The organism is Bradyrhizobium altum (genome assembly GCF_020889705.1).
In the GTDB taxonomy this organism is placed as follows: Bacteria; Pseudomonadota; Alphaproteobacteria; order Rhizobiales; family Xanthobacteraceae; genus Bradyrhizobium; species Bradyrhizobium altum.
Genome location: NZ_JACMYP010000206.1, coordinates 1 through 15,541 on the forward strand (window position 1 = coordinate 1; position 15,541 = coordinate 15,541).

The 15,541-nt window shown below is 65.3% G+C and carries 17 protein-coding genes and 1 pseudogene; 10 read left to right on the plus strand and 8 right to left on the minus strand.

Annotated features, from left to right (window positions below):
• The 5 genes from H8B02_RS34720 to H8B02_RS34740 all read left to right on the plus strand — a co-directional run.
• A partial coding sequence (locus H8B02_RS34720) for a hypothetical protein (RefSeq protein ID WP_229170378.1) occupies positions 1–184 on the plus strand: 184 nt, incomplete at its 5' end.
• Positions 185–199: 15 nt separating this feature from the next.
• Positions 200–1,018, plus strand: a complete 819-nt coding sequence (locus H8B02_RS34725; protein ID WP_229170379.1) for an alpha/beta hydrolase — start codon at positions 200–202, stop codon at positions 1,016–1,018.
• A 54-nt stretch (positions 1,019–1,072) separates the two neighbouring features.
• A complete protein-coding gene (locus H8B02_RS34730; protein WP_229170380.1) occupies positions 1,073–2,170 on the plus strand; it encodes a calcium:cation antiporter in 1,098 nt (365 codons plus the stop codon).
• Positions 2,171–2,309: 139 nt separating this feature from the next.
• Complete coding sequence (locus H8B02_RS34735) at positions 2,310–2,594, plus strand: cupin domain-containing protein (RefSeq protein ID WP_095731174.1); 285 nt, start codon at positions 2,310–2,312, stop codon at positions 2,592–2,594.
• 263 nt (positions 2,595–2,857) lie between these two features.
• On the plus strand, positions 2,858–3,751 hold the full coding sequence (locus H8B02_RS34740) for a hypothetical protein (protein ID WP_229170381.1): 894 nt from the start codon (positions 2,858–2,860) through the stop codon (positions 3,749–3,751).
• Positions 3,752–3,824: 73 nt separating this feature from the next.
• On the opposite strand, the gene H8B02_RS34745 is transcribed toward H8B02_RS34740, so the two are convergent.
• Together H8B02_RS34745 and rpsU are read right to left on the minus strand one after the other, a co-directional pair.
• Positions 3,825–4,484 (minus strand): tetratricopeptide repeat protein, encoded by a 660-nt coding sequence (locus tag H8B02_RS34745; RefSeq protein ID WP_229170382.1) that lies wholly within the window; start codon positions 4,482–4,484, stop codon positions 3,825–3,827.
• A gap of 112 nt (positions 4,485–4,596) precedes the next feature.
• Complete coding sequence (gene rpsU, locus H8B02_RS34750) at positions 4,597–4,893, minus strand: 30S ribosomal protein S21 (RefSeq protein ID WP_163159653.1); 297 nt, start codon at positions 4,891–4,893, stop codon at positions 4,597–4,599.
• Between the two features lie 264 nt (positions 4,894–5,157).
• Here rpsU and aqpZ point away from each other — a divergent pair, with 264 nt between their 5' ends.
• A complete protein-coding gene (aqpZ, locus tag H8B02_RS34755; RefSeq protein WP_092123506.1) occupies positions 5,158–5,880 on the plus strand; it encodes an aquaporin Z in 723 nt (240 codons plus the stop codon).
• Between the two features lie 175 nt (positions 5,881–6,055).
• On the opposite strand, the gene H8B02_RS34760 is transcribed toward aqpZ, so the two are convergent.
• Positions 6,056–7,159: a 5-(carboxyamino)imidazole ribonucleotide synthase gene (locus H8B02_RS34760; RefSeq protein ID WP_229170383.1), complete on the minus strand. Its 1,104-nt coding sequence runs from the start codon at positions 7,157–7,159 to the stop codon at positions 6,056–6,058.
• Complete coding sequence (gene purE / locus H8B02_RS34765; protein WP_229170384.1) at positions 7,156–7,644, minus strand: 5-(carboxyamino)imidazole ribonucleotide mutase; 489 nt, start codon at positions 7,642–7,644, stop codon at positions 7,156–7,158. The genes H8B02_RS34760 and purE overlap by 4 nt, the downstream gene beginning before the upstream one ends.
• A gap of 146 nt (positions 7,645–7,790) precedes the next feature.
• Here purE and H8B02_RS34770 point away from each other — a divergent pair, with 146 nt between their 5' ends.
• Entirely contained in the window at positions 7,791–8,513 is a 723-nt protein-coding gene (locus tag H8B02_RS34770; RefSeq protein ID WP_229170385.1) for a GGDEF domain-containing protein, read from the plus strand.
• Between the two features lie 6 nt (positions 8,514–8,519).
• Here H8B02_RS34770 and H8B02_RS34775 read toward each other — a convergent pair whose 3' ends face one another.
• The 3 genes from H8B02_RS34775 to H8B02_RS34785 all read right to left on the minus strand — a co-directional run bounded on the left by H8B02_RS34775 (position 8,520) and on the right by H8B02_RS34785 (position 9,392).
• Positions 8,520–8,771 (minus strand): hypothetical protein, encoded by a 252-nt coding sequence (locus H8B02_RS34775; protein ID WP_050422668.1) that lies wholly within the window; start codon positions 8,769–8,771, stop codon positions 8,520–8,522.
• Between the two features lie 18 nt (positions 8,772–8,789).
• Positions 8,790–8,999, minus strand: coding sequence for a hypothetical protein (locus H8B02_RS34780; RefSeq protein WP_229170386.1), 210 nt, complete (start codon positions 8,997–8,999; stop codon positions 8,790–8,792).
• Between the two features lie 186 nt (positions 9,000–9,185).
• On the minus strand, positions 9,186–9,392 hold the full coding sequence (locus H8B02_RS34785) for a YdcH family protein (RefSeq protein WP_229170387.1): 207 nt from the start codon (positions 9,390–9,392) through the stop codon (positions 9,186–9,188).
• A gap of 240 nt (positions 9,393–9,632) precedes the next feature.
• Between H8B02_RS34785 and H8B02_RS34790 the strand changes: the two genes are divergently transcribed.
• Entirely contained in the window at positions 9,633–9,818 is a 186-nt protein-coding gene (locus H8B02_RS34790) for a YdcH family protein (RefSeq protein ID WP_050422666.1), read from the plus strand.
• 92 nt (positions 9,819–9,910) lie between these two features.
• Here the strand turns inward: H8B02_RS34790 and H8B02_RS34795 are convergent, their stop codons facing one another.
• Positions 9,911–11,050, minus strand: coding sequence for an NAD(P)/FAD-dependent oxidoreductase (locus H8B02_RS34795; RefSeq protein ID WP_312001492.1), 1,140 nt, complete (start codon positions 11,048–11,050; stop codon positions 9,911–9,913).
• Positions 11,051–11,281: 231 nt separating this feature from the next.
• Here H8B02_RS34795 and H8B02_RS34800 point away from each other — a divergent pair.
• Positions 11,282–13,968 (plus strand): annotated as a pseudogene (locus H8B02_RS34800) (sensor domain-containing protein).
• 354 nt (positions 13,969–14,322) lie between these two features.
• The coding region (locus tag H8B02_RS34805) for an ATP-binding cassette domain-containing protein (RefSeq protein WP_229170389.1) at positions 14,323–15,541 on the plus strand (1,219 nt) is incomplete at its 3' end.

Here is a 15,541-nt window from a genome sequence, read left to right on the forward strand (position 1 = left end):
GGGCGGACGGCGAATGGCGCTGAACCGGGAGTGGCATCGAGACCATCGCATGCCGCCCCGGGCCAGCCGCGAGCAGCGCATCAAGTGGCATGTTGCGCATGCGGCGGCGTGCGCGTGCCGGCCGATCCCCGACAGCATCAAGGCTGACGTCGAGAAGCTGCTCAAGCTTCGCAGCAAGACATAGCTGCGGCTACCTGTGATGGCGCTGGCACTCGCAATCCTGAAATGGCTCATGATCGCCGCGGCGGTCGTCTATCTCGGCGGACTCGCGGTGCTGTACGTCAAGCAGCGCGAATTGCTGTTTCCGATCCCGCCGGTCGGGCGGACGGCACCCGCAGCCGCCGGTCTTCCCGAAGCGGAGGAGCATGTCCTGACCACGGCCGATGGCGAGAAGGTCATCGTCTGGCACGTGCCGGCGAAGCCGGGCCGGCCGGTCGTGCTGTTCCTTCCGGGCAATGGCGATTTCCTTGCCGGCCGCGTGGCACGCTTCAAGGCCATCACGGCCGACGGCACCGGGCTGGTGGCGTTGTCCTACCGGGGGTACGCCGGCTCGAGCGGATCTCCGACCGAGCAGGGCCTGCTGCAGGACGCTGCAGCCGCCTACGCGTTCAGCACCGCGCGGTACCGCGCCGAGCAGATCGTAGCCTGGGGATTCTCGCTCGGCACCGGCGTCGCGGTCGCGCTCGCCGCCGAACATCCGGTCGGTAGACTGATCCTGGAGGCACCGTATACCTCGACGGTTGACGTTGCCGGTGAGCACTTCTGGTTTGTGCCGGTCAGCCTGCTGATGCGGGATCAATTCCACTCCGACCAGCGAATCGCCGGCGTCACAGCGCCGCTCCTGATCATGCACGGCACCAACGATCCGATGATACCGATCCGCTTGGGCGAGCGGCTGTTCGGCCTCGCCCATGAGCCGAAGCAGTTCGTGCGGCTGCCCGGTGGCGGGCACGACGATCTCGACGATTTCGGTGCGATGGATGCCGCGAGGCGGTTTATCGACGCCGCGAGAGGCTGACGGCGGCGATTGTCTGTCGCATAATCGAGGTCACCGAAGTGAGGGGACCCGACAATGAGCGCACACGGACCGATGCCACGGTCGGCCTGGCTGTATCCCGTTCTCGCGGTGCTGTTGTTTGCCGCGGTCTCGGCCTCCGGCTACAGCTTCGCGCCATCGCCCGGGGGCTGGGTGTTCGCGGCCGTGCTGCTGGTGATCCTGTTCGGCACTGTGTTCGCGGCTGTCCACCATGCCGAGATGATTGCCGAGCGGATCGGCGAGCCGTTCGGCACGCTGCTCCTGACGCTGGCGGTGACGGTCATCGAGGTGGCGCTGATCTCAACCATCATGCTGGGCGACACGCCGGCGCCGACCCTGGCGCGCGATACCGTGTTTGCGGTGGTGATGATCGTCTGCAACGGCCTGGTCGGGCTGTGCATCTTCATCGGCGGCATCCGCTACCGCGAGCAGGATTTTCAGATCACCGGCGCCAACCTCTACCTCAGCGTGCTGTTCGTGCTCGCGACCATCACGCTGGACATGCCTAATTTCACGCTCACCGCCCCGGGACCGATCTACTCCACGGCCCAGCTCGCCGTGATCAGCGTCGTGACCCTGCTGCTTTATGCGGTGTTCCTCTACACCCAGACCATCCGCCACCGCGATTATTTCGTCAGCGGCGCCAATGAGGCGGCGGCGCATGGCAAGGTGATGTCGGACCGCATGACGGCGATCAGCGTCGCCCTGTTGCTGGTTTCGCTGCTGGCGGTGGTGCTGCTGGCCAAGAAATTCTCGCTGGTGGTGGATGTCGTCACCGTCAAGATCGGCGCACCGCCGGCTTTTGCCGGTCTGGTGGTGGCGGCCCTGATCCTGCTGCCGGAGAGCGTTGCCGCGGTGTCGGCGGCGCGCAAGAACGACCTGCAGAAGAGCATCAACCTCGCGCTCGGCTCCTCGATCGCCACCATCGGGCTCACGGTTCCCGCGGTGGCCGTTGCCGCCTCGATGCTCGACAAGGAGCTGGTGCTCGGGCTCAGCAACCAGCATATGCTGATCCTGCTGCTGACCTTCATGGTCAGCATGCTCACCTTCGGAACCGGCCGCACCAACATCCTGTTCGGGCTTGTTCACATGGTGGTGTTCGCGGTGTTCGTGTTCATGGTGTTCGTGCCCTAAAGCGCGATGAGATTGGGTTGAATCGTCATCGCGCTTTAGCCTTTTGTTTGCGCATGATCTTTTCGGAAAACCGCTTCGCACTTTTCCGGATCATGCGTTAGAGCATGATCCGCTCAACAAGAAACCTGGAGAAGTGACGATGCTGAGCGCCAAGTCGGATGTGCAGGTGGATACGGCGGAGGTTCGCGTGACCGAATGGCGGCTCGCGCCCGGCAGCGCCACCGGCCACCACACCCACGAGATGGACTACGTCATCGTTCCGATCACGACGGGCGAGATGACGATCGTGGCGCCGAACGGCGAGCGCTCGAAGGCCCAGCTCGGCGCCGGCAAATCCTATTTCCGCAAGGCCGGGGTCCAGCACGACGTGCTTAACGAGACGGCCAGCGAGATCGTGTTCCTCGAGGTCGAGCTCAAGCCCTGAAGCGGTGCCAAGGACCCTCAAGGAACCCTGCGCGCGCCGAATGGCAGGTCCGTGTTCGCGCGGCTGTGGAAATTCATAACCCGTTAACGGCTGCACGATGATCTAGAAGGTGGATGCGACCTGCGCAGGGGGCGCCTCCGCTGAAACCAAAGTGACACCAAAGGTGACGTCGGAACGGGGGTTTGCCACCGATCCGTCGCAGTTGATCCCTGAATGTGCCTCAAAGTTCCAGCATGAAATAACGGGGTGGGGAGTGGCAGGTCATGCTGAGTTACCTGAAGAAATTCGTGATGGACATCTTACCCTCGGTGGCAGCGACCATCATCGGGGCGTACATCGTCAATCATTACATCGTGGCCAAGCCGCAAGCGCCGGATGCCGCAGCCGTGACCGCCGCCGTGGATCCCAAGGCGGATCCGAAAGCCGCCGCCAAGCCCGCCGAAAAGTCCACCGTGGTCAGCAGCCTCCCGGAAGCCGGCGTGAAGGCCAAGGGCATGTCCGAGCGCACCCTGATCGAGCGGTCGGCGTCGGAGAAGGCCACCGTCACCGAGAAGCCCGCCGATCCCAAATCGGCTGATACCAAATCTGTCGACACCAAAGCTGATGCGCCGGCCGAGACGGCCAGCATCCCCGCCGACGCGCGCCATCATCCGGCAGCGCCGAAGGCGGTCGCGAAGGCTGCGCCCGCCGCGGCGCCGGTCGAGTCCGCCGTCACGCCGGAGGAAGCCCGCGATGCCAACGATCTTGCGCGTGCCGCCATCGAGCGGCTGCGCAAGGAGCGTCCGCAGGACGCTGCGCGGTCCCAGGACGCCGTGCGTACCCAGGACGCTCGCAGCACCGATCTCGCCCGCCTGCCTGACCAGCAGCGTCCGGCGGCAGCCCCGGCGATCCGGCCGTTGCCGCCGCCGATCATGGTGTCGAACCCGTCCAGCGACAATGCCGATCAAGCCGCGCAGCCGCGTCCGCCCTACGCCGCCAATGCCCAGGATGCGAATCGGCTGACGCCGCCGGCGGACATTCCGGTCCCGGTGTTGCAGGCCCCGCTCGACCTGCGCGCCGACGCTGCGATGCCGGCGCCGAAGAACGAGCGCACGTCGGTGACCGACGACATGTTCTCCGGCATGAAGTCGATGTTCCACGCCGTCCTGCCGAAGTAACGCGCAGCACGGATCTATTGTTCTCGACGCACCCTCTTCGAGCGAATCGGTATCCGCTTCGCTCGAAAGCGCGCTAGCCGCCGGTGCGCGCCAGCCCGCTGCGCGCGCTTCCGTCATTTGGCCGCAGCGCGAGCGCGCGATTGTAGGACGCCGCTGCCTTGGCCCTATCGCCGAGCCGCTCATAGGCTTGGCCGCGCGCGCTCCATGCCGCAACATTGCCGGGATCGGCCTGCACGGCCTCGTCGAGGTCGGAGGCGGCCTGCTTGGCCTTGTCGAGCGCGAGGTAGCTGGTGGCGCGGCCGACCAGCGGCTCGGCCTTTTGCGGCGACAGCCCGCTCGCCGCCGTGAAATCGTCGATCGCCTGCTGATGTTGTCCGCGGCCCTGATAGATCAGGCCACGGCCGTACAGCGCCTGGATGTTGTAAGGGTCGGCGGTCAGCGCCTGCTCGAATTCCGCCTGCGCCTCATCGACCTTGCCGGAATGCGCCAGCACCTGGCCGCGCGTGGCGTGATCCTTGGCGCTGTTGATGTCCTGTGGGGTGATCGTGTCGGCAGCAGGCTTGTCGGCAGCGGCAGCCTGTTTCGGCTTGTCGTCCGAGCCCCATGATCCCAGGTCGAAGGAACAGCCCCCGAGCGGCAGGCCGAGAACCACGGCCATGATGACGAGGTGCGCCGCGCGACGGCGGTGCGCAGCTTCTGGGAGCGGGGAGCGGAGCGCCGGAACGGCCATCATGCAAAGTACTCTTGCCGGTCGTTTTGCATGGGTCCCCGGAACGCGGCTTGCTTCAAAACGACAACGCGGGCCCGTGGCCCGCGCTGTTAGACTTCCAAATCGGCAAAACGGTTCAGCGGGGGCCGCGACTGGCGCCTGCACCACCGGGACGGCCGCCGCGGTCGCCACCGGGACCAGCGCCGAACACCGGCTTCGGCTTCATCGGCAGCAGGCCTTCGCGCTGCAGCTTCTTGCGCGCCAGCTTGCGTGCGCGGCGCACGGCTTCAGCCTTTTCGCGAGCCTTCTTCTCAGAGGGCTTTTCGTAGTGACCGCGGAGCTTCATCTCGCGGAAAATGCCCTCGCGCTGCATCTTCTTCTTCAGCGCCTTCAGGGCTTGGTCGACATTGTTATCGCGGACGAGAACCTGCACGCGGCATCCTCTTTTGAATTGATCGGTTCGGAATTCTGGCGAGGTAAAGGGGCGGCAAAAGGCCTGCCTCTTAACCCTAGGCGCGCGCATGTATCAGACAAACGCGCAGATGTCCACCGGTGGAGTGACTTTAGGGCCTAGTAAAGCCACGAAATGGGGCGAAAATGCCTTCGTGCGGCCCTGATTTGGGTGGTTTGGCGCCGGGATCGGGGCCGCTCCCGGAGTTTCAGATAACCCGGACATTGGAAATAGGGGAGATGCCACATGGACATGAAGAAATACGCGGCCGAGCTGATCGGTACGTTCTGGCTCACATTCGCTGGCTGCGGCAGCGCGGTGATCGCGGCCGGCTTTCCGCAGGTCGGGATCGGTCTGGTCGGCGTGTCATTGGCCTTCGGGCTGAGTGTGGTGACCATGGCCTATGCGATCGGCCATATCTCGGGTTGCCACCTCAACCCGGCCGTGACGGTCGGGCTCGCCGCGGGCGGGCGTTTCCCCGGCGGCCAGGTGCTGCCCTACATCATCGCGCAGGTCGCCGGCGCGATCATCGCGGCCTGGCTGCTCTATGTGATCGCCAGCGGCGCGCCCGGCTTCGATGTCACCAAGGGCTTCGCCTCCAACGGCTATGACGCGCACTCACCAGGCCACTACAGCATGGTGGTGTGCTTCATCACCGAAGTGGTGATGACCATGATGTTCCTGTTCATCATCATGGGATCGACCCACGGCAAGGCGCCCGCCGGCTTCGCGCCGCTCGCCATCGGCCTCGCGCTGGTGATGATCCATCTGGTCAGCATTCCCGTCACCAACACCTCGGTGAACCCGGCGCGCAGCACCGGGCCGGCTCTGTTCGTCGGCGGCTGGGCGCTGGGGCAGCTCTGGATGTTCTGGGTCGCGCCCCTGATCGGCGGCGCGCTCGGCGGCGTGATCTATCGCTGGCTCAGCGACGAGCCGACCGGTATCGTCGCCGGCGTCAAGACCGCGTGATCCGCTGGAGCGTTTTCGAGCGAAGTGTACGCCGGTTCGCGTGAAGAAAACGCGTCAAAGCACAAAGCTAGAGCATCGGTTCTGATTCAATCAGAGCCGCTGCTCTAGTGGGATCGTGGCCGCCACGATCCCATTTCCATTGATGAGTCGAAGGCGGCTGCCGGTGTGGAATTAATTACAACTTGCGGGCCGGCGTCACTTCGGTGACGTGCCCCATCTTGCGGCCAGGGCGCGGCGTGCCCTTGCCGTACAGATGCACGGTGGCGCCGGGAACGGTGAGCCACTGCTCGTAGCTCAGGATGTCGTCGCCGATCAGGTTGGTCATGGTGACATCGCCGTGGCGCACCGGCTTGCCCAGCGGCCAGCCGGCGATCGCACGGATGTGCTGCTCGAACTGTGAGATCGAGGCGCCGTCGAGCGTCCAGTGGCCGGAATTGTGCACGCGCGGCGCGATCTCGTTGACCAGCACCGTCGGTGTGTCCGTGCCTGTTACCACGAACATCTCCACCGCGAGCACGCCGACATAGTCGAGGGCTGCGGCGATCTTTTCGGCGATCGCCCGCGCCTGCGTTGCAAGCTCGTCGGGGATTGCGGCCGGCGCGCGGGAAATCTTCAGAATGTGGTCGCGGTGCTCGTTCTCGGTGACGTCGAAACACTCGACCTCGCCGGAAGCGGAGCGCGCCGCGATCACCGAGATCTCGCGCTCGAACGGCACGAAGGCCTCGAGGATGGCCGACTTGGTGCCGAGGTCCTGCCAGACCTGCTCGAGGTCGTCGCCGGCGCGGATGATGGCCTGGCCCTTGCCGTCATAGCCGAAGCGGCGGGTCTTGATCACGGCAGGCAGGCCGATCCGCTCGATCGCTGCGTGTAGCGTGGCAACCGAGGAGACGTCGGCATAATCGGCGGTGCCGATCCCGAGCTTGCTGACGAAATCCTTCTCGATCAGCCGGTCCTGCGTGGTCTCGAGGATCTTCTGTGCGGGCAGCACCGGACGGCGCGCGGCGAGCACCATCGCGGTCGCAGCCGGCACATTCTCGAACTCATAGGTGACGACGTCGACGTCGTTGGCGAACAGTTCGAGCGCCTCGACGTCGGCATATTCCGCGCAGGTCGCGTTCTGCACCACGTCGAAGGCCGGCGAGTCCGGATCCGGCGAAAACACCTGGCAGCGGAGCCCGAGGCGCGCGGCGGCAAGCACCAGCATCCGGCCCAATTGTCCGCCGCCGAGGATTCCAATGGTGTCGCCCGGCTTCAGCTTCACGAGGTTCGAAGCCGTCACGCCGAGCCCTCCGGATGCTCCTTGACCGCATCGGTCTGCTGCGTGCGCCAGGCCGCAAGACGGACCGACAATGCAGGATCGTTGAGCGCGAGCACGCTTGCCGCGAGCAACGCGGCATTGATTGCTCCGGCCTTGCCGATCGCCAGCGTCCCGACCGGGATGCCGGCCGGCATCTGCACGATCGAGTAAAGCGAATCGACGCCGGACAGCGCCTTCGACTCGACAGGAACCCCGAATACCGGGAGCGCGGTCAGCGCGGCCGTCATGCCCGGCAGATGGGCGGCACCGCCAGCGCCGGCAATGATCACCTTGTGCCCGGCCGCCTTGGCGCCCTTGGCAAAGGCATAGAGCCGGTCGGGGGTGCGGTGCGCCGAAACGATGCGCGTTTCGCAGGCAACGCCCAGCGCGGCGAGGGTCTCGGCGGCATGGCGCATGGTCTCCCAGTCGGACTGGCTTCCCATGATGATGGCGATCGGAGCGGTCATCTCTTCAATTCTGTGCAGGAATCCAAAAGCATAGGCCGGATTATAGGGGCGGCCTGGGCGTCACCCAAGGCGTGGCAAGGGAGTTAGAATGGACTATCCTGTCTTGGTGAATCCCGGCAAGCCTTCATAAGCAGGCCTCAACAAGGATGCGCATGAAGAAGAAGACGACGGCGGCGGCCTCCGGGACGGCAAAACGACGAAAAGGCGCGCCCGCCGCGCGCAAATCCGTGCCCGGCAGGACGGCAACAAAGGGGACTGGAACCAAAGCGGCTGGAACCGAAGCTTCCACGCGAGGCGCGGTCGCGTCCGGCGATAAATCCACGGTCCGCAGGTTGCGGGCCCAGCTGGCGCGGGCCCAGGCCCGGATCGAGGAGCTGCAGGCCTCCGCCGAGACCGACTTCCTGCTCGACATCCTGAACCGGCGCGGCTTCGAGCGCGAGCTCGTCCGTTCGCTCTCCTTCATCAAGCGCTATCAGGCCTCCGGCGCGCTGATCGTGCTCGACGTCGATCGCCTCAAGCCGATCAACGATGCCTTCGGGCACGCGGCAGGCGACGAGGTGCTGAAGACGATCGTCGCCGCGATATCGGACCAGGTGCGCGCCTCCGACGTGATCGGCCGTCTCGGTGGCGACGAGTTCGCGGTGCTGCTGTGGAATCTCAGCGAGACCGATGCCCGCGCCAAGGCGGTTGCGCTGGAGGAGGCGATCGACCGCCTGACCTTCGTGTTCCGTGGCCGCCAGATCTCCGCGGGCGCGTCCGCTGGTGTTGCGATCCTCACCGCGCATTCGGATGTCGATCGCGTTCTCGATGAGGCTGATCGTGCGATGTATGTGCGCAAGGCGCAGCGGCGCCACGAATCCAGCGGCTAGCAAGGGTTAAAGCGCGCTCAGATCCTCCGGCACATTGCCGTAGGCCCGCAGCAGCTTGGCATCGCCGAATTCGCCGATCGCGGGATCGCCGGTGCGGCTGAACGCGACGGCGCCGATGCTGCCGGGCATCCGCGACATCGTCTCCGCCCGCCGCAGCGCGATCGCGGAGCTCTGGCATTCCTCGGCACTGCCGGCAACCGGCGTGCCGTCGTCGTCCTGCATGAAGGGCAGCGCCACGTAGTAGGTCACGTCCGCCATTGCTGTGCTCTCTGAAGATCAGGCGGCGTCGCTCGCCGCATGGGTTCGCGCCGGCACGCAGCCGGCCGCGATCGCGGCCTGCAATTCCTCGAGCTCGGCTTCCAGATATTCGTTGGCCATGATCAGCGCCTTGATGGTGCTGCGCAGGTTGCCGTCGCACATCGCGATCGCCTGATCGCAGGCCTGCTCGTAGCGGCTGTTGTCGGGCAGGGAAGGCGGTACGGACATGGCGAAACTCCCTCTGATGGCTGGCGGCTGGATCGGCATGTTCTTATTTCGTTCTTTTGGAGTCAAGCGCCGAAAAGCACACCCGCGTCCGTTGTCGCGAACGTGAAGCCGGTCGGGCACTGTGGATGACGGGGAAAACCGGCGCCGGATCTGAACCAGCGGGCCGCCGAACCGCCGAGGCGGGCGTCAGGCGATGATGTCGGGCGTGATCTGATCTTCGATGAAGGCGATGCGGTCGCGCAATTGCAGCTTCCGCTTCTTCAAGCGTTGCAGCATCAAGAGATCCGGCGCCGGCGATTGATGCAGCGCGTCGATCGCGGCATCGAGGTCGCGGTGCTCTTGTTGCAGACGCGCAAGCTCGGCGAAGAGTTCGCGCTCATCCTGATCGTTCATGGTTGTGTATTGACTGGTAAGCACGACGAGGTTGTTGCGACCGAAGCAGCCGCTCGCCGGAATATCCTCCCTGAGCGCGCGCGGCGCAAGCCGAACCGGTTCCATAGTCACGATTAGTTACAGATAAACCGAAATGAGTGCGTGCGGCATTTCGCGTCCCCTATCGACAGTACCGCCCACTCGTGTAGACTTATTGGTCCGGATCGAACCTGAGGTTTAACGCACCGAGGAGTGTTCGCAATGGCAATACAGGCCCATCTCGTTGAGCTGGAGCGTAAGCACAAAATACTCGAGAACGAACTGCACGAAGCGCTCGTTCACCCCTCCGTAGACGATCTCCACATTTGCGAGCTCAAGCGCCGCAAGTTGATGGTCAAGGACCAAATCGAGCGGTTGAGACTTTCCGCCGACGACACGGTCCACTAAGCCGGTTCCTCCGCAAATTTGCAAATAGTCTGGCCTTTTACCGAGGGATGAACGCCGCGGCGCGCATCCCCCGGAGGTCATGCTGCATTTGCTCAGAGCTCTGCCAGCTCGCCGACGTGGTCGGCGACCGCGAGCGATGATGTCAGTCCGGGCGATTCGATCCCGAACAGGTTGATCAGGCCCGCGACGCCGTGATCGGCCGGTCCCTGGATCAGGAAATCCTGGGTCGCGACCGCCGGCGGCACGATCTTGGGCCGGATTCCGGAATAGCTCGGCATCAGCGCCCCGTCCGGCAGGGTCGGCCAGTATTTGCGGATCGCCGGATAGAACCGCTCGGCCCGATCAGGGTCGACGGCGTAATCGATGTGATCGATCCATTCGACGTCAGGGCCGAACCTCGCCTGTCCGGCCATGTCGAGCGTCAGGTGCACGCCGAGCCCGCCGGGCTCCGGCACCGGATAGATCAGGTGCGAGAACGGCGCCCTGGCGCTGCAGCTGAAGTAATTGCCCTTGGCCAAATAGGCCGTTGGAATCAACGCGATCGGCATGCCCTCGACGTTGCGCGCGACCGCCGTCGCGCCGAGGCCGGCGGCATTGACCAGCAGATTGCAGGCGAGCGTCATCGGCGCCGCGCCGCCGGCTTCGATCTCGAGCCCGTTGGCCGTGGCCCTGGCGTGGAGCAGCGGCGTATGGAAGGCGAATGCCGCTCCGGCCGCCTCGGCGTCGCCGCGCAGCGCCAGCATATAGGCATGGCTGTCGATGATCCCGGTGGAGGGCGACAGCAGCGCCGCGTCGCAGTTCAGCGCCGGCTCCAGCGCGCATGCCGCCTCGCCGGACAAGAGCTGCATGTCGTCGACGCCGTTGGCCTCGGCATGGGCCCGGATCGACTGCAGTTTTTCGGTCTCTTTGGCCGTGGTGGCGACGATCAGCTTGCCGCAATTCCTGTGCGGGATGCCGTGCTCGGCGCAGTAGCGATAAAGTGCCCGCTTGCCGCTGACGCACGTCCGCGCCATCAGGCTGCCGGCCCGATAGTAGATGCCGGCGTGGATCACCTCGCTGTTTCGCGACGAGGTGACGGTGCCGATCCCCTCGGCCTCCTCGATCACAATCACTTCGCGGCCGGCCTGTGCCAGCCGGCGCGCCACCGCGAGGCCGATCACCCCCGCACCGACGACCACACAATCAACCCTGTCCATCTCGTCCTTCAGGTCCGAACATTTCCGCGCAGCCACGCCGTTGCCGCCAACATCGTTCAGCCGATCCCATCGTTTTGGGCAAGTGCTTATTAGGCAAGTGCTTGGGCCATCTCAAATAGTTGGGGAGCCATGCCCTGTTAGGGCAGCATTAATCATGTCAGGGCAATTGCCGTACATTAAGTGGCATTTCCCGGTTGCATCCCTACGCGTTTACCCGATCCAAACCGCCGGAGCCGGACACTCGCCCCGGTAATCCGCGGGTGATTGATGGCTGGCAGGAAGTGGCAGGCGGGCGGGAAGAATTCGATTCCGGCAAGGGCCGTCCTTTGCCTGATCGCCGCCGTCGTGCCGGTCGGCGCAGCCCGAGCAGCCTCCGCTTCCTTCGCACCGTCGACCTACCTTGGTGACCTCGATCCCGGCGTGGTCTGGGAGCTCCTGATCGGCAGCGTGGTGGTTGCCTCCTTCCTCGGCGCGGTCGGGCTGTGGATCCTTTCGGCCCTGCGCAAGGCCAAGCGCGCGCAACTGCGGCGCAACGCCTTCGTGTCGTCCGCCCTCAATCATCTGAACCAGGGCGTGGTGATGACCGATGCGCGCGAGCGCATCGTGTTTTGCAACGACCGCTATCTCGACATCTACGGCCTGTCGCGCGCCGACATCAGGCGCAACATGACCGGCACCGAACTGTTGGAACTGCGCCGCGACCGCGGCGTGCTCGACATCAGCGCTGAGGATTTCTTCGCCAGGGCCGCAGCGCCCGATGGGCTGGTCACCGAACTGCCCGGCGGCCGGTCGGTGCTGGTGAAATATTTTCCGCTGCCGAACGGTGGCTCGGTCGCGACCCATCTCGATTGCACCGACCAGCGCAAGCTGTCGCGCAAGCTCGCCTCGACCACGCAATTCCTCGAATCCGTGCTGGACAACGTCCCGGTCTGCGTCGCGGCCAAGAACATCGAGGACGGCCGCTACATCTTCGCCAATCGCGCGTTCGAGCGCTTCTCGCGCTTCTCCCGCGATCACATCGTGGGCAAGCGCGCCGACGAGATCTTCCGTCCCGAGACCGCCGTCAGCATCGACACCGCCGACCGCGCCGCGCTGGACGCGCCGGAAGGCTATCACCGCAGCGAATTCTTCGTCGAACGCGGCTCGGAGAAGCGCATCCTGGCGTCGAACCGCGTGATCGCCCGCAACGAGGCCGGCGATCCGGAATTCCTGATCGCGCTGTTCGAGGACGTCACCGACCGCCGTTCGCTGTCGCGCGAGCTCGAGAACAACAAGAAATTCCTCGAGCTTGTGGTCGACAACATCCCGGTCTCGCTGATCGTGCAGCGCGTCAGCGACGGCCGCTACCTGTTGGCCAACCGCAGCGCCGAGACGATCCTCAACCGCCGCCGCGAGGACGCCGCCGGACTCACCGCTTCCGACATCTTCAATGCGCGCGAAGCCAAGCTGATCGTCGCCCGCGACGAGGCTGCGATCCGGAAGCGCAGCATGATCGCCGAGGAGCACCCGATCTCGACCAAGGACGGCCTGCGGCTGTTCCTGACCCGCCGCATGACCGTGCTCGACGACCATGGCGAGCCGCAATATCTGATCAAGACCCATGAGGACGTCACCGACCGGCGCCAGACCGAGTCGCGCATGGCGCACATGGCCTATCATGACGGCCTGACCGATCTGCCGAACCGCGCCGCGTTCCTGCAGGCGCTGACCCAGATGATCGAGGCCTGCGACGGCACCGACGAGGAGTTCGCCGTGCTCTGCGTCGACCTCGACGGGCTGAAGGAGATCAACGACGTCTACGGCCATGCGATGGGCGACAAGGTGCTGATCGAAGTCGCGCAGCGCTTGCAGACCGTGGCGCGCGGCGGCGTGGTCGCGCGGCTGTCCGGCGACGAATTCGGCCTGATCATCGACGGCCAGCAGCCGGCCGCGGGCATTGCGCTGGCCGAGCAGGCCGCCGAGGCGTTGGGTGAGGATTTCGCGATCGACGGCAAATCGGTGCGTACCGGCCTCACCACCGGCATCGCGGTGTTCCCGCACAACGGATCCGACGCCGCCTCGCTGTTGGCCAATTCGGGCGCGGCGCTGTTCCGCGCCAAGGCCAAGTCGCGCGGCACGATCTCGATCTTCGAGCCGGACATGGACCAGCAGATCCGCGATCGCCGCGTGCTGCATCAGGAGTTGTCGGTCGCGATCAAGAACGGCGAATTGTCGCTCTACTACCAGCCGCAGGCGGCCACCGGCGCGAGCGTCGCGGGCAGCCAGATCATCGGCTTCGAAGCGCTGGCGCGCTGGCACCATCCGCTGCGCGGCTTCGTGCCGCCCAGTGACTTCATTCCGCTCGCGGAAGAAAGCGGCATGATCGTCGAGATGGGCGAATGGATTTTGCGCGAAGCCTGCCGTGAAGCCGCCTCCTGGGCGATGCCGATGCAGGTCGCCGTGAACCTGTCGCCGGCGCAGTTCACCCATGGCGACCTCGTCGGCCTCGTCCATTCGATCCTGCTCGAGACCGGGCTGACGCCCGATCGGCTCGAGCTCGAAATCACCGAGGGCGTGCTGATCGAGGACTTCGACCGCGGCCTGTCGCTGTTGCGGCGGCTGAAGGCGCTCGGGGTCCGCATCTCGATGGATGATTTCGGCAGCGGCTATTCCTCGCTGAGCTACCTGCAGGCGTTTCCGTTCGACAAGATCAAGATCGACCGCGCCTTCGTCATCAATCTCGGCCGCAATCCGCAATCCGCTGCGATCGTCCGCGCGGTCATCGATCTCGGCCACGGCCTCGAAATGTCGATCGTCGCCGAAGGCGTCGAGACCGAGGCGCAGCTCGGCTTCCTCGCGGAAGAGGGTTGCGATGCGGTGCAGGGCTATCTGATCGGCCGGCGGCCCCGATCGGTCAATTTGCCGCGCTGGTTGGCGGCGACCGGCTTGCCGAAATCGTGCGCAGAGCCGGGTAAATCGGCCTGAACCGTCGGACCGGCCCTGCCGGCTGCGCTTGCCATCCGTGGCGCGTCCGGTTTAATCTCAGCCCACCACAACATTCTTGCCGAGAAAGGAGGGCTGCGTCGTGGCGACATTCATCGATCATCACTTCAGGCGTGGCCCCGTCAACGCCCTGCAAATGCGTTTGCAGGGCTGACCGGAAACTCGGATAAAATCTCTTCCTGGTCTGCCCTTCGTGGCCGTGCGGCGTCGAACGTTTGAGCGTTCGCGCCTGCATTTGAATCCCTCGCCGCGCTTCGACATGCACATCCGATGCTGGCTGGACGCCGCGGGATGTCGTGATCGCCGGCAAGACCAGAGAACTCATCGTGACCCTCATCAATGTACGCAATCTCGGCGTGACGCTGAACGCGCCGCTATTTTCCGAGCTGAATTTCGTCGTCAATGCCGGCGACCGGATCGGCCTCGTCGCCGCCAACGGCCGCGGCAAATCCACGCTGTTGCGCTGTATTGCCGATACGATGGAGCCCAATGAAGGCGACATCACCCGCGCGCGCGGCCTGACCGTCGGCCATGTCGAGCAGGATGCGCCACTGAGCCTGCTGGATACCCCGTTCCATGCTGCCGTGCTTGAGGCGCTTCCCGGCGAGCAACGCGTCAGCGAGAGCTGGCGGGTCGACGTCGCGCTGCAATCGCTCGAGGTGCCGGAGGAGTTGTGGGCGAGGCTGCTCAAGCAATTGAGCGGCGGCTGGCTGCGGCTTGCGCTGCTCGCCCGCGTGCTCGTGACCGAGCCCGACGTGCTGCTGCTCGACGAGCCGACCAACCATCTCGACCTCGCCAAGATCGGCCGGCTCGAGGTCTGGCTGAATGCGCTGCCGCGTGAGATGCCGGTGGTGATCGCAAGCCACGATCGCGCCTTCCTCGATGCGACCACCAACCGGACGCTGTTCCTGCGCCCGGAACGGTCGCAGCTGTTTGCGTTGCCCTACACCGCGGCGCGCGCGGCGCTCGACGAATTCGATGCCTCGGACGAGCGGCGCTTTCAGCGCGACATGAAGGCCGTCCGGCAGCTGCGGCAGCAGGCCGCGAAGCTCAACAACCTCGGCATCAATTCCGGCAGCGATCTTCTGCTGTCGAAGACCAAGCAGTTGAAGCAGCGCGCCGAGAGACTGGAGGAGACGGCGAAACCGGCGCATGTCGAACGCTCGGCCGGCACGATCCGGCTCGTCAACCGCGACACCCATGCCAAGGTCCTGATCAGGCTGAACAATGCCGCGATCGGCACCCCCGACGGCAGGCCGTTATTCCGGACCGGCCAGCAGTTCATCTGCAAGGGCGACCGGATTGCACTGCTCGGGCCGAACGGCGCCGGCAAGACCCGGTTCGTCGCGGCGCTGCGGCTGGCGATCGAGGACGCGCAGGCGGCACCCGCCGAGATCAGGGCCACCGAGTCGCTGGTTACAGGCTATTGCGACCAGGCGCTGGCCGATCTCGCGGATAGCGATACGCCGCTGCGCATGTTGACGCGGCGCTTCGAGGTCGGCGACCAGCGCGCGCGCGGCCTGCTCGCCGGCGCCGGGCTCTCGA

Coding starts and splice junctions, on each gene's coding strand:
- H8B02_RS34740 (WP_229170381.1), top strand. CDS start 2,858: ATGCTGAGTTACCTGAAGAAATTCGTGATGGACATCTTACCCTCGGTG.
- H8B02_RS34780 (WP_229170386.1), bottom strand. CDS start 8,999: ATGTCCGTACCGCCTTCCCTGCCCGACAACAGCCGCTACGAGCAGGCC.
- aqpZ (WP_092123506.1), top strand. CDS start 5,158: ATGGACATGAAGAAATACGCGGCCGAGCTGATCGGTACGTTCTGGCTC.
- purE (WP_229170384.1), bottom strand. CDS start 7,644: ATGACCGCTCCGATCGCCATCATCATGGGAAGCCAGTCCGACTGGGAG.
- H8B02_RS34785 (WP_229170387.1), bottom strand. CDS start 9,392: ATGAACGATCAGGATGAGCGCGAACTCTTCGCCGAGCTTGCGCGTCTG.
- H8B02_RS34770 (WP_229170385.1), top strand. CDS start 7,791: ATGCGCATGAAGAAGAAGACGACGGCGGCGGCCTCCGGGACGGCAAAA.
- H8B02_RS34735 (WP_095731174.1), top strand. CDS start 2,310: ATGCTGAGCGCCAAGTCGGATGTGCAGGTGGATACGGCGGAGGTTCGC.
- H8B02_RS34775 (WP_050422668.1), bottom strand. CDS start 8,771: ATGGCGGACGTGACCTACTACGTGGCGCTGCCCTTCATGCAGGACGAC.
- H8B02_RS34730 (WP_229170380.1), top strand. CDS start 1,073: ATGAGCGCACACGGACCGATGCCACGGTCGGCCTGGCTGTATCCCGTT.
- H8B02_RS34790 (WP_050422666.1), top strand. CDS start 9,633: ATGGCAATACAGGCCCATCTCGTTGAGCTGGAGCGTAAGCACAAAATA.
- H8B02_RS34745 (WP_229170382.1), bottom strand. CDS start 4,484: ATGATGGCCGTTCCGGCGCTCCGCTCCCCGCTCCCAGAAGCTGCGCAC.
- H8B02_RS34725 (WP_229170379.1), top strand. CDS start 200: ATGGCGCTGGCACTCGCAATCCTGAAATGGCTCATGATCGCCGCGGCG.